The organism is Streptomyces sp. NPDC059248 (genome assembly GCF_042753905.1).
Taxonomy (GTDB): Bacteria; Actinomycetota; Actinomycetes; order Streptomycetales; family Streptomycetaceae; genus Streptomyces.
Genome location: NZ_JBHYZV010000084.1, coordinates 1 through 23,424, shown reverse-complemented (window position 1 = coordinate 23,424; position 23,424 = coordinate 1). Strand labels below are relative to the sequence as shown.

Below are 23,424 nucleotides of genomic sequence, written 5' to 3'. Positions count from 1 at the left end.
TGGGACGGGGCAGTGCGCCATGGGGATGGGCGGATCAAACGAGGGAGCCGGCTGAGCCCCCGTCGAGACGGCAGACCGTGCCGTTGCCGGCCGGCCCGAGCCCGGCAAGGTACTCGACGCTCCGGTGACAGGCATCGAAATCGATGAGGTCGTCGATGACGTAGGACGGGTTCGACTTGCGCAGGTAGGCGCGCGTGACCTCCTCGACGGGTATGCCGTGCCGCTCCGCCACCCGTCGGAAGTCCGCCAGCTTTCCCGGGTCCGGCAACGGCCCGAGTACCAGGGTCGCGACGCTGACCTGCGCCGATCTAAAGGTGTCGGCGAGGGCCGTCGTCAGGACCCGCAGCGCTGCCTTGGTCGCGGCATAGGGCGCGGAGTGCCTGTTGGCGTGATAGACCGAGTCGGAGTTGACCACGACGCAGGAGCAGAACCGATCCGGGCTCTGGGCGCTGAGCAGGCCGTGCAGAAGCCGGTAGGGAACGAGCGTGTTCACCCGGAACATGGTCTCCAGTTCGGCGAGCTCCGGGGCCTTGCCGCCGGTGCCGCCGTACATCACCGCGTTGTGGACGACGAGGTCGTAGGCGTCGGAACCCGGGCCCGCTGCGAACCGGTCGACGTCGGCCGGGTCCGACAGATCGAGCGGTACGTAGTCGAAGATGTCGGAACCGGGCACGTCGTGTGCTGGGCGGCGTCCGGTGCCGACGACCTGCCAGTCGCTCGCGGCCAGCCGGGTGGCCAGGTGGGAGCCGAGGCTGTGACTGGCGCCGATCACCAGAGCGCGTCTCATGTCCCCTCCTTCGTGGTCTCGTCCGTGCGGAACCGGAAGTGGTAGAGCATTCCCGAGTAGGAGCCGCCGTACATGCTGCCGTCCGGCGTCGCGACCGGTGTGACGTCCATCGCGGGATCATGGTCGGCAAGCCCCAGGACCTGGCTGGTCTCCCACAGGAAGCGGCCGTCCTCCCGGCGCAGGCCCACGGCGTTGCCCCGGGCGGCGACCGCCGTGAAGTTGCCGTCGGGCAGCACGGTGAACGATGTGTACTCGCGTGGCCCGTAGCCCTGGGCGCTCCACACGACGGACTGCTGGTCGACGTTGATTCCGTACGCGGTGCCGTCCTGGGTGCCGGTCACCAGGAAGTGGCCGGACACGGCTGCGCTGGCGACCACTTTGCCTCCCAGCTCCACCATGCCGCGCACGGCGCCGGTACCGACATCCAGGAAGACGCACCGGCCGTCGACCGCGCAGACGGCGACCTCGTTACGGTCCCCGAGCACGGCGGGGGAGGACCTGATCGTGTGGCCCGCCTCGTACCGCCACACCTCCCCGCCGTCCGGCCTCAGGCACAGCACATGCTCCGCGCACGCGACGACGACATTGCCGTCGGGCGTGGTGACCGGGCTGGCGTAGGCGTCGCGATGAGCCGCCGACCCCATGCCGGCGTGCCACGGGCGCGGCAGATCCCGTGCGAAGCGCACCTCACCGGTGGCGAGGTCGATACCGAGGCAACGGCTGTCGAAGGCGGTGAACACCAGCAGGTCGGCACCGGGCAGCACGGTGGGCGTCGCGTGGATCCCGGCTTCGGTCCTGGCGCGCCAGACCACCGTGCCCCTCAGGTCGAGGCAGACCACATCGCCGCCCGTGGTCGCCGCGACGACGCGCCGCCGCGGGCGGTCCGCCACCAGGGAGGCGTAGATCGGGCCGCTGAGCCGCGTCTGCCAGAACATTCTCGTCAGCGTCCGGTCGTAGAAGCGGACGTAGCCGTCATAGCTGCCGAACAGCGCTCCGACCCCCGGTACCGCGACCGGGGAGGCGCACACGGGTACGGGAATGCTCGCATCGAGCCGATCGCTGTGGTGGGCCAATCCGATGTGGCCGCACACGACCGGCTCCGTCCCCCACCGGACGGCCCGCGGCGTGTCGGTCCGCAGCGGGAGGACCGTCTTGAGCGGGTCGTGGCGGACCCCGGGCGTCGACGGGGCGACATCCCTGTCTGATCCGGGTATCTCGCGCGGGTCCCGGACCGCGCGGTTCACGACGCGGCCCGGGCGCTGTCGAGACGCTCCAGGGCCGTTTCGAAAGTGCGCCCCGACGGATGCGACAGGCGCCGCGCGCAGTTCAGGCCGCTGGTCAGTACCTCGGCGTCCCCCGGAACCAACGCGGCGAGGTCCTCGTACCTCGCGAGCGCTTGCGCGGGCTCGCCCGCCTTCTCCCAGCAGGTCGCCGACTTGAGCAGATGGTGCCCGACGTACGGGGGGCCCTTGGCGACCGCCGTGTCGTACAGTTCCGCGGCCTCACGGGAATCACCGAACCGCACGTACACCTCGGCCAGTTCGCCGTAGCTGATGGACCACGCGGGGTCGAGGGCGATGAGCGCGCGGCCCGACTCGATCGCGGCGCCGGCGTCGCGAGTGACGTACATGTGCTCCTTGAGGGAGGACTCGTGATAGGTCTTGAGCAGGTTGAGTTCGTAGGCACGAGGGCGTTGCCTGATCGTCTCCTCCGCCGCGGTACGCGCCGACTCCATGTAGGACCGGGTCTTCTCGGGCATCCCCTTGGACGCGGGCAGCATGGCGAGTCCCCGGTACCAGGACGAGACGGTGGCCAGGTCCTGGACCTCCTCCCGCGTGGCGAGCGCATGGCCGACGCGCAGGCACCAGGCGAAATCGTCCGGTGCGATCTCCTCGCGCTTCAGATACCACACGACGCCTTGGGCGCAGGCGTCGAGGGCACGGCCGGGGGGCACCTTCCCGGACGTGATCGCGGCGCGCATCGCCGCGAACGCCTCCGCCGACCGCCGTGTGTCGTCCTGGCGGTTGGCGAGGATGAACGCCAGCCAGGCGATCTCGAACCGCTCCCGGTGGCTGGTCGCGAGGGGCTCCGTCTCGGACAGTACGATGTCGGCCGACGCAGGGCGGGCTATGCCGGCCAACACGGACGCCAGGTTCACCCGCTCGACGAGAGTCAGTTCGGCACGGTTCTCCAGGGCGTCGCCGAGGCGGCGCATCGCGGCCGTCGGCCGGTGCTCCAGCCGGGCGAGGTCTTCGTGGCGCATCCGCTCGATGACAGCGATCTCGTGCAGCACGGTCGCCTCGAAAACCTGCGTGAACCGGTAGCCGAACCGCGTCCAGTCGAGTTCCTCGAACGCCTCGACGCATGCACGGGAAAAGATGTCAACCGGGTGTTCCTGGTCGTCGGTGTACTCAAGACCGATCAGGACCTCGTGGAACGCGCTCCGGGTGATCGGCCGGCGGTCGGTGGTCATCAGGAACCCCCCTCCGTGTGAGCGGCGTGGTTCGACTCGCCCGTGTCCACAGTCACTCGTCTCCCCTCAAGGTCACTGGCTCGGTGCAGCTCCACACCATCGAGATACGTCGCGGAGAGGTCGACATCCCACAGATAGGAGTCGGCCAAGTCCGCACCGCGGAAAGCGGTGCGCACGCAAACCGCCCGCTGGAGGTCCGCGTGGTTCAGCGACGTACGCCGCAGATCCGCCTCGGTCAGGTCGGCACCGAGCAGGCTCGCTCGGTACAAGTCGGCCCCGGAGAGGTCCGCGCCGACCAGGACCGCCCCTGACAGATCCGCCTTGGCCAGGTCGGCGCCGCGCAGGTCCGCCTCGCTGAGATCGGCCTTCGCGAACTCCGCGCCGACCAACCGTGCCCCCCTCAGGTCCGCGTGGGTCAGGTCGACTCCGGCTCCGCTGTCGCGCAGCAACGACAAGCCGTCGACCATCCAGAGGTCCCGGTCGCGGTCGCCCGCCGGGCCGCGCACGTACAGCACCATGTGCAGGGTGTGGCCGGCGGCAGCCAGCTCCGCAGCGCTCCGGTACACCTGACCCGCGTCGATCCGCGACGCGGCGTACGCCCTGAGGTCGGCGGTGAGCGTTACCACGGGATCGACCGCGACGAGCCCGCAGTCGTGACTCGCCGTCTCCCCGGTGCACTCCGTGGCAATCAGATCCAGCAGCGGCCGCATACTGACTCCTACCGATCATTCGACGAAAGGGCCCGCTCGTCCGCCACCGCGTGCACGGCTCGGCCCGACAGGGGTATCTCGTTGAAGAAGAAGCTGTGGGTAAGCCGTGAACTGGCCGGACCCTCGCCCAGACCGGCGAGCGGAGCGTGGTAGAACTCGCAGCCGCGGAAGAGGATGAGCCGGTTGTAGACGGGGGCGATGGTGGTGGTGAGCTCCCACTTCGACAGGTCACGGTCGTCGCGGGCAACCACCTGCTGCTGGAACTCGTGGGCGTCGGCGAAGCCGAGGGCACGAGCCTGCCGGTCCGTGGGCGGTTGGTCCAGGCCGGTCTCCCGGTGCCTGAAGAAGCCCGTCCCCGCACTCATGTCCGCATCGGGCGTCAGGTAGACCATGGCCGCCCAGTCGATGTTCACATCGGAGTGCACCACGGTCCGCCGACCGGAGTCACCCGTGATGAATCGGAAGCCGCCCCAGGTGAACCGGGAGCGGTCGACCTGGACGCGGGCGCGGATCAGGGCCTCGAAAGTGCGCTTGAGGGCGTCGCTCTGGATGTTGAGGCGGGTCTGGTAGCCGGGATAACGCGTGGACGCGATGTCCGCGTACTCCGACCGGAGCGCCCGTTCCCGGATGGCGTCGGGGTTCGGATAGAAGTCGTCGACGATGATCACACTACTGCGCACGGGACCTCCCGCCCTCGGTCGTCGGGTCCAGATCCACACCGCACTCGTGGCTCAGCCAACCGTCTGCCACGCCCCCGCCGAAGCCGGGTGAGGCCTGACGGCGCACCTTCGAAGGCCGGTAGAGAACCAGGCGATTGAACCGCACCGGGACGAACGCGCACTCGGTCCAGCCCTCCGGTCCGACGGCGCCGGCGCGCTGCCGCCAGAAGGTCAGTCCCGCGTCCGACCGCAGGGTGGGCGGCGACAGGAAGAGGATCGCCATCCAGTCCACCCGCTCCGGCCGGGGCGCGTCGTCGCCGGGCACGTCGTGGTCGCGGAGCACGAAACGACCCGTGTCGGGTTGCGGTACGGTCCGGTCCGCCGTGATGCCGAGAAGGTCGCCGATCGCCGCAATCGTCCGGGGGTCGATGTAGCGGGGCCCGACGAACCGACCTCGGCTCGGGGCGGCGGGGTCTGCGGTGGCGGAGCCGGAGGCATGGAGGACCCGGCGCGTCAGGGCCGCCGGATTCGGGTGGAAGTCGTCGACGACCTCAAGCGTCTTGCGCATCTCGCGGCCCGTCCTTGTAGCTCACCAGGAGACCGTGGGCGCTACCCACGAAGGCGGAGTACAACCGATTGCTGCGTGCCACCGCCTTCACGTAGGTGCCGATTCCCCTCGCTTCCCGGTCAGGGTCGGCGCCGGGTTCGGACTCGCCGCTGAAGTCGCCGCCGGGGGAGATGTCGTCGGCGATGAGCAATCCTCCGCTGCGCAGGAGGGGAAAGCACAGCTTCAGATACTGCGGATACGACTTCTTGTCCGCGTCGATGAAGACCATGTCGACGCTCCCGGGCGGCAAGGTCCGCAGATGGGTCACGGCGTCCGCGTTCACCACCTCGACGCGGTCGCTCACGCCGGCCTGTTCCAGGTAGGCGCGCGCGGTCCGTGCGGTATCGGCGTCGCTCTCGATCGTGACGAGGCGTCCGCCCGGAGCGAGGCCGCGGGCGATATGAATCGCGGAGTAGCCGAACAGCGTGCCGACTTCGACGACCAGGCGGGGCCGGTGAACCATCGTGAGCAGCTGGAGCATACGGGCGCCGCTGTCGTCGACCTGGATGGCAGGCATGTCCTTCCGGAGCAGCGCGTCCCGGAGCACTCCGTCCAGAACCTGGTCCCGGGGGCCCAACATGGACCGGAGGTAGGCGGGGCTGGGGGTCATCAGGCGGGCCTCCACAGCGTGTCGTCGTAGAACGTGAAGACGGATCCGATGTCCGGGCTGCTGCTCGGCTCATCGAAGTCGAGGCACGCGGTGAAGACGCCGTCGAAATCCCGAGGTTCGAGATCGGCCAGCCTCCGGCCCAGAATGGGGGCAAACGCCTCCGCGCTTTCCGCGGCACTTCGCGTGTAGGCGAAGGTGGCTCCCGGATTGGCGTTGATCATCGGCCAGGCGAAGTAGAGGGGGAAGTCCCCCAGTGAGCAGTATCGGGAGATTCCGAATCGCTCGTCCAACCGTGCGAAGGCCTCACGCAGGCCGCCGGTAGCGGCCCCGTGCACTTCGAAGTCGAGCGCTGCCGTGACAGCCCGGTCGACATGGTTCCTCCGGTATTCGAGGATCTTCACGCGCTGGCAGAACCTCATGCCTTCGCGCTCCTCGTCGGAGAGCCTGAGATGGTCGACGAAGTCCGGGTGGTATACCCACTTCTCGGTCCACATGCTGAGGTCTTCGATGCGTTCCAGCGGCAGATAGTCCAGACCGGAAATCGTCGGCAGTTGCTTGTGGATGAGGATGTGGTTGAGCGCGTGCCCGACCTCGTGGAAAAGACTGTGGACGTTTTGGAACGTAATGAGTTCCCGGCCGTCCGGGTTTCGGTGGAATCGGCACGAGATATAAGCGATCGGCAGTTGGACGATACTGCCCCAGTCGACCCGGTTCCGGATTCCGCTGGTCGTGTTCGCCGTGCGGTTCCGACCCGAGTCCCACAAGTCGAAGTTGATGTATCCGATGGTCTTATCGCCTCTGGACACGACGACGGTCCATACGTCCGAACCTGTATCCGGGAGCCGTCTCATCGACAAGCCGAATACCCGCTCGGTCACCTCGTATATGAAGTCCAGGCAGGCACGGAGGTCGAACAGCGGTACTTTGAGGTTTCCTTGGAGTGTGCGGACGTAGTGCCCGAAGTGCTCCATGGGAGCGTCGACATCGCCGATCGCCAGGCGTATGTCGGACTCAAGGGACCTGTGTTCCTCAATGGCACCCAAGACGTAGGCGTCGACGATTTGTCGTGCCGCGGGCTCCGAGATGGCGCACCGTCGCATGGTATGCGCGAGTACGCTCTCGGCGCCCTTCTTCCGGCTCGCCTCGCGCCGAATGCCGATCATGAGGTCAACCGTCTCGACCAGGGGGGTGAGTCGTTTGTCGCGCAGCGACGTCAGCGCGCCGGCGAGTTTGGACCGGCGGGTCGCGTCGGGCGTGGCGCTGATGACCGTGTAGCCGATGGTGTCAGCTGTGCCCGCGTCCGTGTTGATGCCGAGCCGTGAGAGGAACGTGAGCTGGTCACGCCGACCCGCCTCGACGATGCTTTTGGCCTGCTCCTGCAGTTGCTCCAGCTCCGCCGCACCCACGTGGTCCGCCGTGATCTTGACGCTCAGGTGCTCGACGTAGGCGCGTCGGCATTCGTCGATGGCCGAATCCTCGCAGTGGAGGCGCTCGCACAGGGCCAGCAGTGTTCCATCCAGCCCGGGGTCCTTGAAGAAGGCGTCACGATACGGGAGCAACCACTGGTAGTCGATGTGCTGCTCGTTGGACTCCAGGTAGAGAAAGACGTACGCAACGTTGTTGTAGATTGCGGCCAGCTCGACGAACGACTCCTCCGTAAGCCGACGTTCGTCGAGGATTTCGCCGAGGCGCTTCTTGGCACCCTCAAGGATCTTCTGAGTCTCCGCAAGACCGGATTGGTTCAGGCTAGTCAGGGCTTCCACTTCCACGTGCGCGACCCCCTGTAGAGCGGCCCGACGATATCTTTTGGGAGAGCAATTGGGCGGTGAGAGCATGCGGGTAAGGGCAGCGCCCTTACCCGCATGCAGGGTGGTGCTTGCTCGAGATACTAGATCGTCGAGTTCTCGGTCGCGTTCAGGATCGCGTCCAGTTCAGCGTCCACCTCGCTGTCGAACAGGGCGCCGGCCCCCAGCGTGCTGGCCTCCGCCTCGAAGAACAGCTCGGCCGACACGGCCGGGAAGAACGCGGGTCGCTTGGCGAGAGAGTACGATTCCATTTTTTGGACTCCAATCTCTACGTGACGGATGCCAAATGAAACCACCCGGGTGGTAACCGAATGACCACCGTCATCCTGGTCGCGCTGGTTGCCCAGATGGAGCAACTTTGAAGGACGTTAGCGTGCACCTGCCAACCGGTCAATTTGGATCCTGGTAATGACAAATCACCGATGAGATTGTGCCTGTCTTCGGCCATAATTTGACTACTCTCGGCCGATCATATTCGCTTCGCGAGTAAAGTGCGCCGCACGTCGCTCCCGGAGAAGCGGCATGGCGCCGCTATCGCCTGTGGGGTAAGGTTCCTGGCCTGCTCGCGGTAGGCGTGTGCCCGCCACGCACCGGACGACTGCTCCCTCCTGCGACCGCCGCCCCGGCGCGACCGGCCGCTTCACCGAAGAGAGTTGAGGCATGTTAATCCCGAGGTGTCCGACTGTATGAATACGAGCAAAAAGGACACGGATCACACTGAGCTGACGAGAAAAAACTTCTCCAATTTCGCCGCCGTCATCCTTATGACCTCTTCCGTCGGTGTGGGGCTCGGTGCCGTCGACCTGGCGATGGTGGCACCCCTCGGCGTTGAGTTCGTCGCCGCGGTGGGCCTCGCCGATCTGATCGTGATGGGCTTGACCGCGTACTGCGCCGGCCTGGTGCATGTGTTCGCCAGCCGCCTGGGAATCGCGGAGGGCGAGCGCTCGCTGTCCACGCGACTGCCACCGCTCGTGGGGGCGTTCCTGCTGTGCGCGCTGATCTTGCAGGCGCTGGCCATCGGCTTGGCGTTCGGTTCCGCGTGGTTCCTCGAACTGGCCGACCAGGACCGTGACCTGATCCCCCTGGCCGTCGACTACATCCAAGTCAGGCTCTTCGGGATCATCTTGGCGCTCGTGTGGGCTTCGGTCTCGGAAGCACTGCGGGTCTGCAATATGAAGAGCTTCTCGTTCAAGATCCTGCTGTACGGCTTCGTGGCCAACGCCGTGTTGAACTACGTGTTCCTGTATACGGACGCGTCGTCGGTCTTCTCCTCCCCTGCCCAGGCGGTCGCCGTCGCCACGGTGATCGTGTACGCGGGCATGGCGGTCTACGGTTCCGTGGTCTTCCTGCGGCGCATCCGGCAGCGCGAACGCGACATCGCCCGGGCGAGCCGGCAGGCGGTGCTCACCGAGTTCCGCTCCATGGTCTGGATCTCGCAGGGCGTCGGAGTCCGGCACCTCAACGACTACATGGCAGCCATCATCCCCTTTATGTTCATCGGCACCCTCGGACCTCAGGTGCTGGCAGCCTCCACGGTCGCCGCGAAGGTCTACACGGTGTTCTGCCGGATACCGCAGGCTTGTGTGGCCGGAACGTCCGTCTTCTACAGCTACCAGATCGGTAAGGGGGCCTCCCCCTACGAGCTGTGGTCCGACGGCCGCCGACTGCTGGCATACACGGCGGTGCCCACCATGATCGGCACGGTGGTGACCCTTGCTCTGTCGCCCTGGCTGGTGCGGATCTTCGGAGGCTCGGGTGAACTGGACACGCGGCAGGGTGTCATGATGCTGCTCGCATTCATGATCACTATGCCGCTGTACATCCTGGAGGCCACGTACACGGCCATCCTCACGGTGCACCAGCGGGGCGCCTTGCTGTCGACGGTGTCGACAGTGGCGACTTACGGACTCATGATCCCACTGGCATGGATCTCCGTATTCGTCCTGGAGTCCGCGTTCTGGGCTATCGCCTTGGGGTCCATCGCCTCCGCCGCCGTCATCGTGCCGCTACTCGGGCGCGCGCTCTACCGGGACCACTGGGCCCAACGCGTGCCTCCTTCCGCCATCGCGAGCCCCGCGTGAACGCCCGGCACAACAACCTCCGGACCTCCGGCGCCTTCGCCGATACCTCGCACATCCGATCGCCGAGTAGTTGCAACGGACACGATATGGAGGGTGAGGGCCGGTGGCGTTAGTGGACTACGGGATCATGGCCATGGCCAGCAGCATCGGTGAGCCGTACGACGTCGTCGAGGAGGCCCGCCGCCACGGTGTGAACCAGCATCTGGTCAGGAGCATGGGCTTTCGAACTCTTCACCGGGCGCCCCCCGGTGTGACGACGACCGAATTCGGTGTCGCCGCGGCAAGCGCCGCGATGACCAAGGCGGGCCTCGACGCCTCCGATATCGACTTCCTCGTGGTGGCCAGCGGCAACCTGCCCGAGTACTTCCACTGGGACCTCTCCACGGCAATCGCCCGCGACCTCGGTCTGCGCGGTGTGCCGACCCTTTCGCTCTCCCAGGGATGTCTCTCCGCCGTACTCGCCTTCGAGAACATAGCCGGCCTTTTCGCGACCCGCGGCGAGGTGGGGACGGTGTTGCACATCTCGGCGGAGCGGGTCAGCGACGAACACGTGAACCGCCTGGGGAACGGTACGACGGCCGACAGCGACGGTGCCGTGGCGGCCGTACTCCGGCGCGGTCATCCGTCTCTGAGGTGGCTGGCCAGCGAGCAATTGACGGATGCCGCCTATGCCGACTTCTTCCGGCTGGAGTACGGAGGCAACGCCGCGCCGGTCCCGCCGGCGGGGCGGAGCAACCGCGATGTCGACGCCGGGTATTCGATCTTCAGATACTTCGACGGGGACGCCGAACGGTTCTCCGCGTACGCTGAAATGACCGACGCCCGCATCGCCGAAGCGGTCGACGGTGCCTGCAAGCGAGCGGGTGTCCAACGCGCCGACCTGTCCCAAGTGATCCTCCTCCACGCCAATCAGGTGGCCCTGCGCAACGCGGCTGGTGCCCTTGGCATCCCGCTGGAGCGGACAAACGCGGACCTCGCGGCTTCACTCGGTCACTTCGGTGGCATGGACCCGCTCCTCTGCCTCGATATCTACACGGATCGCGGGGCGTTCCGCCCAGGAGACCTGGTGGCGCTGGCCGGCATGTCCTCCGGCCTGCACTGGTTCTGCACCCTGATTGAGGTATGACCGTTCAGGAGGAGTGTCAATGACTCCATTGTCCCGGATTTCCCGGATCGAATTGGGCGAGATCGAGCGGGTGCTGTCCGAACATCCTGGTGTCGCGCATGCAGTCGTCGTGATACGGGAGGGCCAGCAGGGCGAGAAACGCCTTGTCGGCTACGTGGTGCCCAACCCGGACGCCGCGCTGGCCGAAGCCGATGACCAGGTGGACGAATGGCGGCAGGTCTACGACGACAGCTACACGGCTTCGAGCGATCAGTCATGGGGTGAGGACTTCGAGCTGTGGAAGTCCTCGTACACCGGCGCACCGATCCCGCTGGAGCAGATGGAAGAGTGGCGGAACGGGGCGGTCGCACAGGTACTGCGGTTCTCACCGCGGCGGATACTGGAGATCGGTATCGGTTCTGGTCTCTTGCTGGCCAAGATCGTCGGCAAAGTGGAGGAGTACTGGGGTACCGACATCTCCGTCACGGCCGTGGACCGTGTCCGTGCCCAAGCCGAGCAGAACGGCTACGGCCGGCGAATCCGGCTCAGCGCCCAGGCGGCACACGACATTTCCGGGCTGCCCCGGGCCGGGTTCGATACCGTGATGCTCAACTCGGTGATCCAGTACTTCCCGAGCATCGACTACCTGGACCGGGTACTGCGCCAGGCCATGGAGCTGCTTTCACCCGGTGGCCGACTCATCGTCGGTGACGTCCGCAACGCCACGACACTCCGGCTGCTGCTCACCGGAGTGCAACGCACGGCCAACCCCCAGGCATCGCATGAAGAACTGCGGACCTCGGTAGAGAAGGCGCTGTTCTCCGGGCGGGAGTTGGTGGTCGCCCCGGAGTGGTTTGCCGAATGGGCGGAGGGCCGCCCCGTCGGCGTCGACATCCGGCTGAAGCCCGGGGCCGCGCACAATGAACTCAGCCGGCACCGCTACGAGGTCGTGTTGCACAAGGAACCGGCCGACGTGCTCGACCTGGCCGATGTGCCGTCAGTGCCGTGGGGGCGGGAGGTATCCGACCTGGCCGAACTGCGCCGACGCCTTGATCGCGCAGGTGCCGACCCCGTGCGGATAGCCGGGATACCGAACGCCCGGCTGGTCGACGAATTCAACGCGGCCACCTCGGCAGGTGTGCTGTGTTCAGCTGCCGCATCCGGTCAGCCCGTCGATCCGGAGGAACTGGTGCAATGGGCGCGGCACCACGGTTGGCACGCGGTCATCACCTGGTCGGGTGAGGTCGTCCACGCCTTCGACACGGTGATGCTGCGTGAACAGCGAGCCGTTTGCGGGACGTTCGTCGCCGGTGAATCCGCCGGACGAAGCCGATCCAACAACCCCGGAATCTCCCGGATAGTCGGCCCCCTGCTCGCCGGCCTTCCCCCGTACCTGCGCGAGCGTCTTCCCGACTTTATGGTGCCGACCACGATGGTCCCGCTGTCGGAGCTTCCGGTGACTCCGAAGGGAGAACTCGACCGGGAGGCGCTGCCGCGGCCGGACTATCTGCAGATGCCGGCCCGCCGGGCGCGGCGCGCTCCGCAAGCGCCCTCATGATGCTTCGTGCGCTCCAACAGCTGTGGTTCACGGAGCGGGTACACGGTTTTAGGCTGCGGGTTCGGTGATGACTCGGAGGGGGGCCGGCTGATGAGGCGCGGTGTACGGGGTTTCGTGGTGAAGGGCGATGACCGGCAGTCGGGCGATGGTCAGGTCGGGGGCCCGTACTCCAGCCCGGGCGACCCCGGGAACCCGTTGCCCGAACCCGATGACAGTGGCGAAGGCGAGTAGGCGCCCGGGGATGACCGTGTCGGCGCCCACTCTCCGCGCCCGCTGTGCTGACGAGATGAGCCGGAACCCGCGCGGATTCGGCGACGCGGGCTGGCTGCGGGAAGCGTTCCTGGCCACGCCCCGCGAGCATTTTGTCCCGGACCGGGTCTGGTGGCCCGCATCCGGAGCGGACGGTTTGTGCAGCCTGATCGACAGGACCGTACGGCCCAGGGCGTGGCTGAAGGCGGTGTACATGCCGGGCGCCCCCTTGATCACCCAGCTCGACGACGGGCGGGTGGCGCCGACAGGGCCCGCAGGCGGCACCTTCACCTCCAGCATCTCCTCCAGCGGCGTGGTCGTGGAACTGCTGCGTCACCTCGATCCCCGCTCGGGCGACCGTGTACTCGAAGTAGGAACAGGCACCGGGTACACCACGGCCCTCCTCGCCGCCAGAGCGGGTGCGGAGAACGTCGTCTCGGTCGAGATCGACCCGGACATCGCCGGCCGCGCCGCAAGAAGCCTGGCCGCACTGGGCATTCGACCGCATGTCGTCATCGGCGACGGGGAGACCGGATACGCCGACGGCGGGCCCTACGACCGGATCGTCGCGACGGCATCGGTCCGCCGGATCCCCCGGGCCTGGCTCGAACAGCTCGCCCCTGGCGGTGTCCTGGTCGTTCCCCTGGACAGCCCTTTCGCCTGCGATCTCCTGGCGCACCTGGTAGGAGACGGCACCGGGCGGGCGACAGGCGGCTTCGTCGCCCGGGTGACCTTCATGCGGGTCAGGAGTCAGCGGGAGCCCCGCCCCTACACCGAACTCGGGTGGCCGCCCCGCGTCGACCCCACGGACTGGACCGGCCTGAGACTTGAGGCCGGCCCGGCCGGGCAGCGGATCCACCACCCGGCCGAGTAGCCGCTGCAGTGCCGGTACGGCCGCGAGAACCGAACCGGTACCGGGATCAGGCCGCGACGAGCCTCTGCTCTTGGTCAGGTGTCTCGGCCTTGGGCTTCTTGTTCGGCAGTGAGAGTCGGAAGACCTTGTGCCACGCGGAGAACACTTGCTTGGGCAGCGGCCCGGTGACGTACTCCAGCTCGTACTTCTCGAACAGCGCGCGCACCTTCACCGCGACCTCGGCGTACCGGTTGCTCGGCAGGTCCGGGAACAGGTGGTGCTCGATCTGGTGCGACAGGTTGCCGGTCATGAAGTGCATGGCCCTGCTGCCGCTGATGTTTGCCGAGCCCATCATCTGGCGCAGGTACCACTGGCCGCGGGTCTCGCCCCTGATCGAGCGGCGCTCGAAGACCTGCACGCCCTCGGGGAAGTGCCCGCACATGATCACCGAGTGGGTCCAGAGATTGCGGACCAGGTTCGCGGTGAAGGTGGCGGCGAGTGTGGTGAGGAACGACGGGCCCGACAGCAGCGGGTGGATCACGTAGTCCTTGAGCACCTGCTTGCGGATCTTGCGGCCCACGGCCCTGGCCCGCGCGCGGAACTCCGGGTTCTTGCGGCGGCGCTTGTGCAGGTTCTTGCCCAGCTCCAGGTCGTACGCCGCGATGCCGTACTCGAAGAAACAGGCGTTGATGAAGTTCCACAGCGGCTGACCGAGATGGAACGGGTGCCACTTCTGGTCCTCGTCGACGCGCATGATGCCGTAGCCGAGGTCGTTGTCCTTGCCGATCACGTTGGTGTACGTGTGGTGCAGCTCGTTGTGCGAGTGCTTCCACTGGTCGGCCGGCGAGACATGGTCCCACTCCCAGGTGGTGGAGTGGATCTTCGGGTCCCGCATCCAGTCCCACTGGCCGTGCAGGACGTTGTGGCCGATCTCCATATTGTCCATGATCTTCGCCACGGACAGACCTGCGGTGCCGATCAGCCACGCGGGCGGGAAGAACGAGAACAGCAGCACGCCACGGCTGGCCAGCTCCAGCTTGCGCTGCACCGAGATGACCTTGCGTATGTAGGCGGCGTCTCTCTCGCCGCGGTCGGCGATCACCTCGTCGCGGATCGCGTCCAGCTCGCGGCCGAGCTCCTCGATCTGCTCCGGGGTCAGGTGGGCGGTGGGGTCGATGGCGGTCAAGATGTTCCTACCGTTCGATCTCGCAGGGGCCCGCGGCGGCGGACACACAGGTCTGGATGAGGACGCCGGGTTCGGCCTCGGTGATCTCGCCGGTGCGCAGGTCGCGGACGGCGCCGGCCGTGAGCGGTGTGACGCAGCCGAAGCAGATGCCCATGCGGCACCCGGAGGGCATGAGCACACCGGCCTCCTCGCCGACGTCCAGCAACGGCGTGGCGCCGTCCGCGTCGACGGTCGTGCCGGTGGTGCTGAACGTGACCTCGCCACCCTTGTCGTCGCCGGTGACGGCGATGCCGGGGCGGAAGCGTTCGGTGTGCAGGCGCTCCGGTACGCCGTGCTCGGTCCAGTGCTTCTCGGCGGCGTCGAGCAGGCCGGCGGGCCCGCAAGCCCAGGTCTCGCGCTCGGCCCAGTCGGGCACGAGTGCGTCGAGCCGGGCGATGTCGAGCATGCCGTCCGTGTCGGTGTGCACCTCGGTGAGACGCAGCTTCTTCTCCGCGACCAGGTCGTGCAGATCGCTGCGGAAGATCACGTCCTGCGGCTGTGGCGCGCAGTGGACCATGACGGCGTCGTCGAACTCGGTGTCGCGCAGCATGCCCATCACGGGCGTGATGCCGCTGCCGGCCGTCAGATAGAGCACCTTGGCGGGCTTGGCCTCCGGCAGTACGAAGTCACCGGTCGCCTGGTCGAGCCGGATCAGCGTGCCCGGTTTCGCCCTGCGGACCAGGTGGTTGCTGACCTTGCCGTCCGGGATCGCCTTCACGGTGATCGTGACACGGCCGTCCCGGCGGTGTGTCGGCGAAGTGATGGAGTAGGCGCGCCACAGGCGCACCCCGTCGACGTCGATTCCGATCCGTACATACTGACCGGCCGTGTGGCCGCGCCAGCCCCGGCCCGGCCTGATCACGATGGTCGCGGCGTCCCCCGTCTCGGGATGCACCGCCTCGATGCGCCCACGCAGGTCGGCGCCCGCACGCAGCGGACTGACCAGGTCGAGGTAGTCCGACGGCAGCAGCGGCGTCGTGACCATCTCCAGCAGTTTCCACGCCCTACTGCGGAGGGCTGCACTCGTCATGGCTCCAGCTTGATGCGCCTCAGGGCGTAAAGTCCTACCCGTAGGATGTGAATCTGGTCGGCTGAATTGTTCGCAGGGAACAAAAAATGGGGCATGTTATCCGGAGGGCCACCGAGCCGGCCCTGGATGAGACGACGGTCACCGCGCTTCGGGCCGCGCTGAGGAGCACCGCCGACGAGGTCGTCCAGGCGATCATCGACGAGGTCCCTCCGTACGCCAACGCGCTTTCGGGCCGCATGGGTGGCACCATCCGCCGAGCCGTCCGCACCGCCCTGGGGCACTATCTGGACCTCGCCAGCGGGAACGCCACGGGCGGCGACGCCGGTGACGCGGCCTACGAGCTGGGCCGCGGCGAGGTGCGCGACGGCCGTTCGATGGACGCCCTGCTCAGCGCCTACCGGGTCGGCGCCCGCGTGGCCTGGCGATGCCTGGCGGCGGGTGCCGTGCCCGCGGGTCTGCCCGCCGCCGAGGTCGCCAAGTTCGCCGAGCTGACCTTCGCCTATATCGACGAGCTCTCCGCCGCGAGTGCCGCGGGCCACGCCGACGAACTGGCCGCCCGGGGCCGGGCCCACGAGCTCCACCTGGAACACCTGGCCCACGATCTCCTCGCCGGCGCGAGCCCGGACGCGCTGCTGGCCTCCGCTCAACGGGCCGGATGGCAGCCGCCGGTCTCACTGACCGTGGTCCTGCTGCCCGCCGCCCAGGCCCGGCCCGCCTACCGCACGCTCGACCCGGCCACCCTTGTCCTCGACGATCTGCCGGACGCCACCGGTGTGCTGCTCGTCCCCGATGCCGACCGATCACATCTCCTGAGCCGGCTGACCGGCCGCACCGCCGTGGTCGGCCCGGCCCGACCATGGACCCGGGCGTCCGCCTCGTACGCACGAGCCGTACGCGCGCGCTCCCTCTCCTCCGATGTCCGCGACACCGAGGACCACCTGCCCGAGCTGGTGCTCAGCGCCGACGCGGACGCGTTCGCGGATCTGCGTGCCCGCGCTCTCGCACCCTTGCGGACCTTGCCCGTCGCGACGGCACAGCGGCTGGAGGAGACATTGCGGGCGTGGCTGCTGCACCAGGGCAGACGGGACGAGGTGGCGGCGGCGCTGTTCGTCCACCCCCAGACGGTCCGCTACCGGATGTCGCAGCTGCGGGAGCTGTTCCCGGACCTCGCATCGCCGCACCGGGTCCTTGAACTGACACTGGCGGTCGGTCTTCGGGCCGGCTGACCCGTACGACGAGACGGCCCGGTGTCAGGAGAGGTGGTGGAAGTTCATCTCGGGGTTGGCCGCCGAAGGGCCGTTCAGCAGCGGCTGCTGACGCTTCTTCAGATGCTGGTCGAAGAAGGCCGCCAGATAGGTACGCAGCAGTGCGGTGCTCCGCTCGGCGGCCAGCGGCGGCGACGGGAGCCCGAAATGCTCCTGGATCAGCGGGAAGTCACCGTACGAGCCGTGGTCCGTACCGGCCACCGTGATCCACCGCTTCCAGCCGTCCAGGGTGGGCCACATCCGGTCCCAGGTGGTGTCGATGCCACCGGGCCGGTGCACGTTGTCGTCGGTGCCCAGCATCATGAAGGCGCGGCCGTCCAGCCCGCCGGGCGGCAGGTCCTCCCAGAACGCCCCGTCCATATTGACCCCGGCCAGTACGCGGCGGTCGCCGGCCATCGCGGTCGCCGCCGACGCCCCGCCGATGGAGTGCCCGGCCATGCCGATCCGCTTGCGGTCGATCATCCCCGAGTGCTTCCAGACCGGATGGCGGCCGGTCAGCCGGTCGACGAGGTACGACACGTCCTTGGCGCGGGTGGAGGTGACGACGCTCGCGGGCACCCCGTCCACGTCCAGCGCCGTACACGCCTTGCAGGGCAGTGTCCGGCCGCCCGGCATCGAGATGCCGAACGACTCGTAGGCGTGGTCCACGGAGGCGACGACGTAACCCCGGCTCGCCAGGTCCTCCGCGAAGCTGGTCAGGGTGTACCGCGAGACGCTGAACCCGGGGGAGAGGATCACCAGGGGGAACCGTCCCCGCGCGGGCAGAGCCCCCGGCCTGCTGTGCGTTCCGGTCGCCGCGAGTCGCTCAGGGGCGACGTCCGGGCCCATCCCCACGCCGTTCACCATGGCCTCGGCCTCGGCCTCGGTGGCGTACGGGGTCCGGGCCGCGCCGCCGCCGTGGCGCGCGGCCGGGTAGTGGACGGTGACCATCAGTTCGCGGCCGTCCGCCGCCGGCTCCCACGGGTCCTTCCGGGAGCGGTCGACCAGATGGAAGACGGAGCTGCCGACCTTGTGCTCACCGGTCGGGCGCGGAAGCTTCAGCGCTTCGGCGCGAGGCGTCTCGGCGCGAGGTGTCCCGGCGGCCGGGGCGGCGAGCGCCGAGGCCGTCGCCCCGGCGGGTTTCGCGGACGCCGCGGACGCGACCGCCACGGGCAGGGCGAGGGTGCAGGCGAGGACGACGGCCGTGGCCGTACGGGTGATCCACATCATGCCGTCGACGGTAGGGCCGCGCCCGTCGCCCCGCGTCAGCCTTGCGGGAGAACGGACCTCCGCCTTCAGACGGGGATCCGCCGCCCCGGCCTACGACTCAGGTCCGATGCATGACGGGATCCGGCCGTACGGCGAACGGAACACGCCATCCGGCGCCCCGCGTCGCGGCCGCGGGACGCCGACCCTCCGTCACGGCTTGCGGCCCACCGCGCAGTACGCGTCGACCTGCTCGGGCTCGGCCCCGTCCGCCGGACGCCAGCGGGTCACCGGAACCACACCCGGGTCCACCAGCTCGAACCCGTCGAAGAACCCGGCTATCTCCTCGACGCGTCGGACGTAGTACGGCACCGCACCGCTCTTGTTGTACGCCTCCGAAGCGGCGACCATCCCCGGGCTGGTCGAGGTCGAGTCGCTGATCACCAGATGGCTGCCGGACGGCAGCTCCGCCATCACCGCGTCGACCAGTGCCTTGGCCCGCCCGTGGTCGGCCACGTGCCCCAGGACGTTGAGCATCATCAGCGCGACGGGCCGGGACAGGTCCAGCGTCTCCTTGGCCTGGGCGACGACCCGCGCGGGGTCGTACAGATCGGCGTCGATATAGGCGGTACGGCCCTGGGACGTGCTGGTGAGCAGCGCCCGGGCGTGCGCCAGAACCAGCGGATCGTTGTCGACGTAGACGATCCGGGAGTCCGGCGCGACGCGCTGGGCGACCTCGTGGGTGTTGTCGGCGGTCGGCAGGCCCGTACCGATGTCGAGGAAGTCCCGGACGCCCTGCTCGGCCGCGAGATACCGCACGGCGCGGCCGAGGAAGAGACGGCTGGTTCTGGCCACATCCACCAGGCCGGGGAATATCTCCTTGATGTGGTCCCCGATCTCCCGGTCGACCTCGTAGTTGTCCTTACCGCCGACGAAATAGTTCCAGAAGCGTGCCGAATGCGGTTTGCCGGTGTCGATCCTGGAGCGGATGTCGCCGGTGGACGCGGGCCGGGGATCGGATTCGGTCATCAGAGCGCCTCCTGGAGTGGCCAAAACCTTTGCTTGATAAGTGAATCATGAACGTGATCTTCACGGGAGCCCCATGGGGCACGGCCGACGCGGCCGTACCCGGGTCCGGCCGGCCAGGAGATCGCGGCATTCCAGATCTTTTGCTCAATCCGGCTGCGCACCGTCGGTGGACGGCGACGGAGGGTCGCGTTCCGGCCCGGTGCGGCCCACGTCATACGGGCCTCTGTCGAGCGGGGCACCGCCACGAGATATCTTGATGTCGAGCAATGTTGCAGACGTGGAGCGGAGCACCCGGTGACTGACTCGACCATCATCTACACGCACACCGACGAGGCCCCGGCCTTGGCGACGTACTCGTTCCTGCCCGTGATCGAGGCGTACGCCTCCACCGCCGGAGTCGCCGTCGAAAGCCGTGACATCTCGTTGGCCGGACGGATCATCGCCTCCTTCCCCGAGCGTCTGGAGGAGGGGCAGCGGATCGACGACGCCCTCGCCGAGCTGGGCGAACTGGCGAAGACTCCCGGCGCGAACATCATCAAGCTGCCCAACATCTCGGCGTCCATCCCGCAGCTCAAGGCCGCGATCGCCGAGCTGCAGGGCCAGGGCTACGCCCTGCCGGACTACCCGGACGACCCGAAGACCGACGAGGAGCGCGACACCCGCGCCCGCTACGACAAGGTCAAGGGCAGCGCCGTCAACCCGGTCCTCCGGGAGGGCAACTCCGACCGCCGCGCCCCCGCGTCGGTGAAGAACTACGCCAAGGCCCACCCGCACCGGATGGGCGCCTGGACCGGCGACTCCAAGACGCGCGTCGCCACCATGGGCGAGGACGACTTCCGCTCCACCGAGAAGTCCGCGGTCGTCGCCGAGGACGGCACCCTGCGCATCGAGCACGTGGCCGCCGACGGCACCACCACCGTGCTGCGCGAGTCCGTACCGGTCCTGGCCGGCGAGGTCGTCGACGCCTCCGTGATGCGCGCAGCCGCCCTGCGTACCTTCCTCGCCGAGCAGGTCGCCCGCGCCAAGGCCGAGGGCGTGCTGTTCTCCGTGCACCTCAAGGCCACGATGATGAAGGTCTCCGACCCGATCGTCTTCGGCCATGTCGTCCGGACCTTCTTCCCGAAGACCTTCGCCGAGCACGGCGCGGCCATCGCCGCCGCCGGACTCAGCCCCAACGACGGTCTCGGCACCGTACTCAAGGGCCTCGAAACCCTGCCCGGCGGCGACGCGATCAAGGCGTCCTTCGACGCCGAGCTGGCCGAGGGCCCGGCCCTGGCGATGGTCGACTCCGACCGCGGCATCACCAACCTGCACGTACCGTCCGACGTCATCGTCGACGCCTCCATGCCGGCCATGATCCGCACCTCCGGCCACATGTGGGGCCCCGACGGCAAGGAGGCCGACACCCTCGCCGTCCTCCCGGACAGCAGCTACTCGGGCGTCTACCAGGCCGTCATCGAGGACTGCCGGGCCCACGGCGCCTTCGACCCGTCGACCATGGGCTCCGTCCCGAATGTCGGTCTGATGGCCCAGAAGGCCGAGGAGTACGGCTCCCACGACAAGACCTTCGAGATCGCCGCCGCCGGCACGGTCCGCCTGGTCGACGCCGCGGGCGACGTGGTCCTGGAGCAGGAGGTCGCCGAGGGCGACATCTTCCGCGCCTGCCAGACCAAGGACCTGCCGATCCAGGACTGGGTCAAGCTGGCCGTATCCCGCGCCCGCGCCACCGGCTCCCCGGCCGTGTTCTGGCTGGACGAGACCCGCGCCCACGACGCCCGGCTGATCGCCAAGATCGGGGAGTATCTGCCGCAGCACGACACCGAGGGCCTGGACATCAAGATCCTCTCCCCGGTCGAGGCGACGAAGTTCTCTCTGGAGCGCATCCGCCGCGGCGAGGACACCATCTCCGTCACCGGCAATGTGCTGCGCGACTACCTGACCGACCTCTTCCCCATCCTGGAGCTGGGCACCAGCGCCAAGATGCTGTCGGTCGTCCCGCTGATGGCGGGCGGCGGCCTCTTCGAGACCGGCGCCGGCGGCTCCGCCCCGAAGCACGTCCAGCAGCTGGTCAAGGAGAACTACCTGCGCTGGGACAGCCTGGGCGAGTTCCTCGCGCTGGCCGTCAGCTTCGAGCACCTCGCGGCCACCACGGGCAACGCCCGCGCCAAGGTCCTGGGCGAGACCCTCGACCGCGCCACCGGCACTTTCCTCAACGAGGACAAGTCGCCGACCCGCCGCCTCGGCGGGATCGACAACCGCGGCAGCCACTTCTACCTGGCCCTGTACTGGGCCCGGGAGCTGGCCGCCCAGACCGACGACGCGCAGCTCGCCGCGGCGTTCGAGGGCCTCGCGAAGACGCTCTCCGAGCAGGAGGAGACCATCATCGCCGAGCTGATCGCGGTCCAGGGCTCCCCGGCCGAGATCGGCGGCTACTTCCAGCCCGACCCGGCGAAGGCCGCGGCCGTGATGCGCCCGTCCGCCACGTTCAACGAGGCCATCGCCTCCCTCGGCTGACGCCGTCGGCCGGTCCCCGCGACCGGCCGGGACTCCCGCTCCGCCCCGCCCGGCATCCCCGCCGGACGGGGCGGAGCCCGTCCGGGCCCGGCCGCCGGGCGGCGCGCGGCGGATGCCGGCGACGCGGTCGCCGGATGCGGCGGTCCGTCTCCGCCGGGCCGGGGCGCCGGAGCCCGGCCCTGCTATCTCCCGGCCCTGCTATCTCCCGGCCTCGTGCCCGGCCCCGTGCCCGTCGCCGTCGTCGTCGTACCGCATCCGCCCGTCCTTCGTGAGCGGTGGATCCTCCAGCCGCGGCAGATAGCAGCGCCGGAACAGCTCCCCGCTGAAGTCGCGGCGGCTGCGCACCCCGGCCTTGTCGAAGACCTTCCGCAGATGGTCCTGCACCGTGTACTCGGCGATATGCAGCCGGGCCGACATCTCCGCCGTCGAACGACCCAGCAGTACCTGCTGGGCGACCTGCCGTTCGCGCGGCGTCAGCCCGTACGCGTCGAGGACGATCGCGGTCAGCTCACGCGGGTGACTGGGCGCCAGGGACACATAGGTCAGCCCCTCGCCCGCGCCGCCGCCGAGCGCCTCGGGAATCACGCCGTCCGTGTCACCGGCGTCAACGGCGGCCCCGATGCCATCGTGTGGTTGCTCGCGCCAGGCGCTGAGCGTGACCCAGTGCCCGGTGCCCGTGACCGCCCGGGACCGTATCTGCGTCCCCGGCGCCGCGGTCCGCGCCTGGTGCACCAGGGCCCCCAGTGCGTACGGCAGTCTGCGGCCCGGCGCCGGATGGGCCTCCTGGATCAGCGCCAGCCAGCGTTCGGCGGTCGCCGTCGCCAGCCGTACGCCCATCCCGTCGTCCACCACCAGCAGCCCCGCCGCGTCCGGGACGTCGTCCCGGTCGATTCCCGTGAGCAGCAGCGACCGGCGCAACGCCGTCGTCGCCGGGGCGCTCGCCGCCGCCGCGAGTGCCGTGTCGGCGGCGCCGAACGGCGGCGCGTCCGGCGCGCGGCACAGGACGAAGAGCCCCCAGACGCGTGAGCCGTCCCGCAGCAGGACCCGCAACTCGTCCGCCATGCCCACCGGGCGCAGGACGTCGCGGTAGTAGACGCTGTCGGCCGGCCGACCGTGCGTCGACGCGCTCAGCAGACTCGCCGGGACCGTGCGCCGGGCCAGCGCCCGGATGTTGTCGACGCCCTCCTGGGCGGCGTGCTCGATCTCGAAGAGCCGGGGCATCACGGAGTGCGGGAAGCCGTGCTCGTGCAGCCCGCCGGTGTCCAGCAGGGTCGAGGGGTCGAGCAGCACGGCGCACCACACATCGGCCGGTACGGCGCCGAGCAGCGCGTCGGCCGTGGTCCGGAGCACGTCGAGGGAGCCGAGGGAGCCGAGCGCGCCCGGTCCGCGGAGCCTGAGGGCCAGCGCCCCGGCGAACGCGTCACGGGCGGCGGGGTCGGGGGAGCGCGGGGTGAGGCGGGTCACGCGGGCAGGTTAGAACTCCTCCCAGACATCTGGGATGGGAACGGGGGAAAAGCACGCCTACTTTGGTATCCACGTGGGCGGCGAGCACCGAAACCGGCGGACCGCCCCCGGTGGACCCGTGCGGAACGGGGCCCCGCGCGGGGCCGTGCCCGTGCACCGGGGCCGGGGCGGCGGGATACAGGCCCGGGGGTAGGGGCAGGAAAGGCGGGACGCCG

At 68.8% G+C, this 23,424-nt stretch carries 20 protein-coding genes; 6 read left to right on the top strand and 14 right to left on the bottom strand.

Annotated elements, in window-relative coordinates:
* Positions 1-34 precede the first annotated feature (34 nt).
* The 9 genes from ACFXG1_RS27820 to ACFXG1_RS27780 all read right to left on the bottom strand — a co-directional run bounded on the left by ACFXG1_RS27820 (position 35) and on the right by ACFXG1_RS27780 (position 7,902).
* The gene (locus ACFXG1_RS27820) at positions 35-787 is read right to left on the bottom strand and encodes an SDR family NAD(P)-dependent oxidoreductase (RefSeq protein ID WP_384708367.1); all 753 of its coding nucleotides are present in this window, start codon (positions 785-787) and stop codon (positions 35-37) included.
* Positions 784-1,878 carry a PQQ-binding-like beta-propeller repeat protein gene (locus tag ACFXG1_RS27815; protein WP_384708370.1) on the bottom strand — a complete coding sequence of 365 codons (1,095 nt, stop codon included), beginning with the start codon at positions 1,876-1,878 and terminating at the stop codon, positions 784-786. The genes ACFXG1_RS27820 and ACFXG1_RS27815 overlap by 4 nt, the downstream gene beginning before the upstream one ends.
* Positions 1,879-2,027: 149 nt before the next feature.
* Positions 2,028-3,260: a hypothetical protein gene (locus ACFXG1_RS27810; RefSeq protein ID WP_384708373.1), complete on the bottom strand. Its 1,233-nt coding sequence runs from the start codon at positions 3,258-3,260 to the stop codon at positions 2,028-2,030.
* Entirely contained in the window at positions 3,260-3,970 is a 711-nt protein-coding gene (locus ACFXG1_RS27805) for a pentapeptide repeat-containing protein (protein ID WP_384708376.1), read from the bottom strand. The genes ACFXG1_RS27810 and ACFXG1_RS27805 overlap by 1 nt, the downstream gene beginning before the upstream one ends.
* Positions 3,971-3,978: 8 nt before the next feature.
* Positions 3,979-4,650: a DUF6445 family protein gene (locus ACFXG1_RS27800; RefSeq protein WP_384708379.1), complete on the bottom strand. Its 672-nt coding sequence runs from the start codon at positions 4,648-4,650 to the stop codon at positions 3,979-3,981.
* A complete protein-coding gene (locus tag ACFXG1_RS27795) occupies positions 4,640-5,197 on the bottom strand; it encodes a hypothetical protein (protein WP_384708382.1) in 558 nt (185 codons plus the stop codon). The genes ACFXG1_RS27800 and ACFXG1_RS27795 overlap by 11 nt, the downstream gene beginning before the upstream one ends.
* Entirely contained in the window at positions 5,181-5,816 is a 636-nt protein-coding gene (locus ACFXG1_RS27790; RefSeq protein WP_384745028.1) for an O-methyltransferase, read from the bottom strand. The genes ACFXG1_RS27795 and ACFXG1_RS27790 overlap by 17 nt, the downstream gene beginning before the upstream one ends.
* A 29-nt stretch (positions 5,817-5,845) precedes the next feature.
* Entirely contained in the window at positions 5,846-7,615 is a 1,770-nt protein-coding gene (locus ACFXG1_RS27785; RefSeq protein ID WP_384708388.1) for a M3 family metallopeptidase, read from the bottom strand.
* A gap of 119 nt (positions 7,616-7,734) precedes the next feature.
* Complete coding sequence (locus tag ACFXG1_RS27780; protein ID WP_384708391.1) at positions 7,735-7,902, bottom strand: hypothetical protein; 168 nt, start codon at positions 7,900-7,902, stop codon at positions 7,735-7,737.
* A gap of 435 nt (positions 7,903-8,337) precedes the next feature.
* On the opposite strand from ACFXG1_RS27780, the gene ACFXG1_RS27775 reads away from it, so the two are divergent.
* The 4 genes from ACFXG1_RS27775 to ACFXG1_RS27760 all read left to right on the top strand — a co-directional run bounded on the left by ACFXG1_RS27775 (position 8,338) and on the right by ACFXG1_RS27760 (position 13,518).
* A complete protein-coding gene (locus tag ACFXG1_RS27775; protein WP_384708394.1) occupies positions 8,338-9,732 on the top strand; it encodes an MATE family efflux transporter in 1,395 nt (464 codons plus the stop codon).
* 133 nt (positions 9,733-9,865) lie between these two features.
* Positions 9,866-10,858, top strand: a complete 993-nt coding sequence (locus ACFXG1_RS27770; protein ID WP_384745018.1) for a 3-oxoacyl-ACP synthase III family protein — start codon at positions 9,866-9,868, stop codon at positions 10,856-10,858.
* A gap of 19 nt (positions 10,859-10,877) precedes the next feature.
* Positions 10,878-12,395 carry a methyltransferase gene (locus ACFXG1_RS27765; protein WP_384708400.1) on the top strand — a complete coding sequence of 506 codons (1,518 nt, stop codon included), beginning with the start codon at positions 10,878-10,880 and terminating at the stop codon, positions 12,393-12,395.
* A gap of 286 nt (positions 12,396-12,681) precedes the next feature.
* Positions 12,682-13,518, top strand: a complete 837-nt coding sequence (locus tag ACFXG1_RS27760) for a methyltransferase domain-containing protein (protein ID WP_384708403.1) — start codon at positions 12,682-12,684, stop codon at positions 13,516-13,518.
* Positions 13,519-13,564: 46 nt separating this feature from the next.
* Here ACFXG1_RS27760 and ACFXG1_RS27755 read toward each other — a convergent pair whose 3' ends face one another.
* Both ACFXG1_RS27755 and ACFXG1_RS27750 read right to left on the bottom strand, forming a co-directional pair.
* Positions 13,565-14,683 (bottom strand): fatty acid desaturase family protein, encoded by a 1,119-nt coding sequence (locus tag ACFXG1_RS27755; protein ID WP_384708406.1) that lies wholly within the window; start codon positions 14,681-14,683, stop codon positions 13,565-13,567.
* A gap of 7 nt (positions 14,684-14,690) precedes the next feature.
* Entirely contained in the window at positions 14,691-15,752 is a 1,062-nt protein-coding gene (locus tag ACFXG1_RS27750; RefSeq protein WP_384708409.1) for a ferredoxin reductase, read from the bottom strand.
* Positions 15,753-15,838: 86 nt separating this feature from the next.
* Here ACFXG1_RS27750 and ACFXG1_RS27745 point away from each other — a divergent pair, with 86 nt between their 5' ends.
* The gene (locus ACFXG1_RS27745; RefSeq protein ID WP_384708412.1) at positions 15,839-16,978 is read left to right on the top strand and encodes a PucR family transcriptional regulator; all 1,140 of its coding nucleotides are present in this window, start codon (positions 15,839-15,841) and stop codon (positions 16,976-16,978) included.
* Positions 16,979-17,002: 24 nt separating this feature from the next.
* Here the strand turns inward: ACFXG1_RS27745 and ACFXG1_RS27740 are convergent, their stop codons facing one another.
* Together ACFXG1_RS27740 and ACFXG1_RS27735 are read right to left on the bottom strand one after the other, a co-directional pair.
* Complete coding sequence (locus tag ACFXG1_RS27740) at positions 17,003-18,226, bottom strand: alpha/beta hydrolase family protein (protein ID WP_384745015.1); 1,224 nt, start codon at positions 18,224-18,226, stop codon at positions 17,003-17,005.
* A 189-nt stretch (positions 18,227-18,415) separates the two neighbouring features.
* Positions 18,416-19,231, bottom strand: coding sequence for an SAM-dependent methyltransferase (locus ACFXG1_RS27735; RefSeq protein WP_384721444.1), 816 nt, complete (start codon positions 19,229-19,231; stop codon positions 18,416-18,418).
* A 294-nt stretch (positions 19,232-19,525) separates the two neighbouring features.
* Here ACFXG1_RS27735 and ACFXG1_RS27730 point away from each other — a divergent pair, with 294 nt between their 5' ends.
* A complete protein-coding gene (locus tag ACFXG1_RS27730; protein WP_384745013.1) occupies positions 19,526-21,745 on the top strand; it encodes an NADP-dependent isocitrate dehydrogenase in 2,220 nt (739 codons plus the stop codon).
* Between the two features lie 198 nt (positions 21,746-21,943).
* Here ACFXG1_RS27730 and ACFXG1_RS27725 read toward each other — a convergent pair whose 3' ends face one another.
* Entirely contained in the window at positions 21,944-23,209 is a 1,266-nt protein-coding gene (locus ACFXG1_RS27725) for a LuxR C-terminal-related transcriptional regulator (protein ID WP_384723801.1), read from the bottom strand.
* Positions 23,210-23,424: the final 215 nt, after the last annotated feature.

What these genes read in the sequence shown, in the direction of transcription:
- ACFXG1_RS27820 (WP_384708367.1), bottom strand. Translation starts at nt 787, where the DNA reads ATGAGACGCGCTCTGGTGATCGGCGCCAGTCACAGCCTCGGCTCCCAC.
- ACFXG1_RS27780 (WP_384708391.1), bottom strand. Translation starts at nt 7,902, where the DNA reads ATGGAATCGTACTCTCTCGCCAAGCGACCCGCGTTCTTCCCGGCCGTG.
- ACFXG1_RS27775 (WP_384708394.1), top strand. Translation starts at nt 8,338, where the DNA reads ATGAATACGAGCAAAAAGGACACGGATCACACTGAGCTGACGAGAAAA.
- ACFXG1_RS27760 (WP_384708403.1), top strand. Translation starts at nt 12,682, where the DNA reads ATGAGCCGGAACCCGCGCGGATTCGGCGACGCGGGCTGGCTGCGGGAA.
- ACFXG1_RS27745 (WP_384708412.1), top strand. Translation starts at nt 15,839, where the DNA reads ATGGGGCATGTTATCCGGAGGGCCACCGAGCCGGCCCTGGATGAGACG.
- ACFXG1_RS27735 (WP_384721444.1), bottom strand. Translation starts at nt 19,231, where the DNA reads ATGACCGAATCCGATCCCCGGCCCGCGTCCACCGGCGACATCCGCTCC.
- ACFXG1_RS27750 (WP_384708409.1), bottom strand. Translation starts at nt 15,752, where the DNA reads ATGACGAGTGCAGCCCTCCGCAGTAGGGCGTGGAAACTGCTGGAGATG.
- ACFXG1_RS27790 (WP_384745028.1), bottom strand. Translation starts at nt 5,816, where the DNA reads ATGTTGGGCCCCCGGGACCAGGTTCTGGACGGAGTGCTCCGGGACGCG.
- ACFXG1_RS27765 (WP_384708400.1), top strand. Translation starts at nt 10,878, where the DNA reads ATGACTCCATTGTCCCGGATTTCCCGGATCGAATTGGGCGAGATCGAG.
- ACFXG1_RS27810 (WP_384708373.1), bottom strand. Translation starts at nt 3,260, where the DNA reads ATGACCACCGACCGCCGGCCGATCACCCGGAGCGCGTTCCACGAGGTC.
- ACFXG1_RS27805 (WP_384708376.1), bottom strand. Translation starts at nt 3,970, where the DNA reads ATGCGGCCGCTGCTGGATCTGATTGCCACGGAGTGCACCGGGGAGACG.
- ACFXG1_RS27770 (WP_384745018.1), top strand. Translation starts at nt 9,866, where the DNA reads ATGGCCAGCAGCATCGGTGAGCCGTACGACGTCGTCGAGGAGGCCCGC.
- ACFXG1_RS27795 (WP_384708382.1), bottom strand. Translation starts at nt 5,197, where the DNA reads ATGCGCAAGACGCTTGAGGTCGTCGACGACTTCCACCCGAATCCGGCG.
- ACFXG1_RS27740 (WP_384745015.1), bottom strand. Translation starts at nt 18,226, where the DNA reads ATGATGTGGATCACCCGTACGGCCACGGCCGTCGTCCTCGCCTGCACC.